Origin of the sequence: Pseudomonas sp. P7759 (assembly GCF_013386445.1) — a bacterium.
Lineage (GTDB): Bacteria > Pseudomonadota > Gammaproteobacteria > Pseudomonadales > Pseudomonadaceae > Aquipseudomonas > Aquipseudomonas azotoformans_A.
On record NZ_JACART010000119.1, the window covers coordinates 1 to 1,139 of the forward strand.

Consider the following 1,139-nt stretch of genomic DNA (forward strand, 5'->3'; position numbering starts at 1 on the left):
AAGCCACCCGCCCCACCGCATACCGATTCACCGGCACCGGCAACCCCAAATGCCCCCGCAACGTGCTGTGACTGTACTCACTGCGAAACAACCCCCGCTCCCGCAACAACGGCAATACCTGATCGGTAAACCGCGCAAAATCCTCCGGCGCGCCCACGTGGATATTGAACCCATCCACCGCCCCCTCCACAAACCAACGCTCGATCTCATCCGCCACGGTCTTGGGCGAGCCGACGAAACTGGAAAAAGGCTTGGCAAAGCGCAACGCCGCCTGGCGCAACGTCAGCCCCTGTTCACGAGCAACCTGCTTGATGTTCTCCGCATGACCGCGATACCCGTTACTCCCCAAGTCGCCCAACTCCGGAAACGGCTCATCCAGTGGGTACTGGCTAAAGTCGTGGTAATTGAACGGCCGCCCCAACTGCACCAGCGCCTTGCCAAGATCCAGCTCGCCATTGCGTTCACGATCAATGGCCTGCGCCTGTTCATCGGTATCCGCAATGATCGGCGAAATACCCGGCAGGATGGTGACGTGGTCAGGGTTACGCCCAGCGGCGGCGGTACGCTTTTTGATGTCGCTGTAGTACGCCTGGGCATCTTCGAAATTGCCCACGCCAGCGAAAATCCCTTCGGCATAATTCGCCGCCAGGCTGCGCCCGGATTCGGAGATACCCGCCTGGAAAATCACCGGTTGACCCTGGGCAGAACGGGCAATATTGAGTGGCCCGGTGACCGAGAAAAACTCGCCGTGGTGATCGAGGCGGTGTTGGCGCTGCGGGTCGAGGAACACCTTGGCTTGCTTGTCGCGCACAAAGGCGTCGTCTTCATAGGAATCCCACAGCCCCTGCACCACGTCCAGGTGTTCGGCCGCACGGCGATAGCGCTCGGTGTGGTCGATATGTTGCTCGCGGCCAAAGTTTCCCGCCGCACCTTCCAAGCCGGTGGTGACCACGTTCCAACCGGCACGACCGCCGCTGATGTGGTCCAGAGACGCGAACTGCCGCGCCACGTTGAAGGGTTCGGTATAGGAAGTCGTGAGCGTCGCCACCAGGCCGATTTTCGAGGTCGCCCCGGCGATGGCCGAGAGCAGCGTCAAGGGTTCCAGGCGGTTGAGAAAATGCGGCGCGGAATCCGGCGTG

Annotated in this window: 1 protein-coding gene; it reads right to left on the bottom strand. The window is 61.4% G+C overall.

Annotated features, from left to right (window positions below; translation table 11 throughout):
* Positions 1–1,139 (bottom strand): LLM class flavin-dependent oxidoreductase (locus tag HX823_RS31505; protein WP_177078546.1); only part of this gene is annotated, 1,139 nt, incomplete at both ends.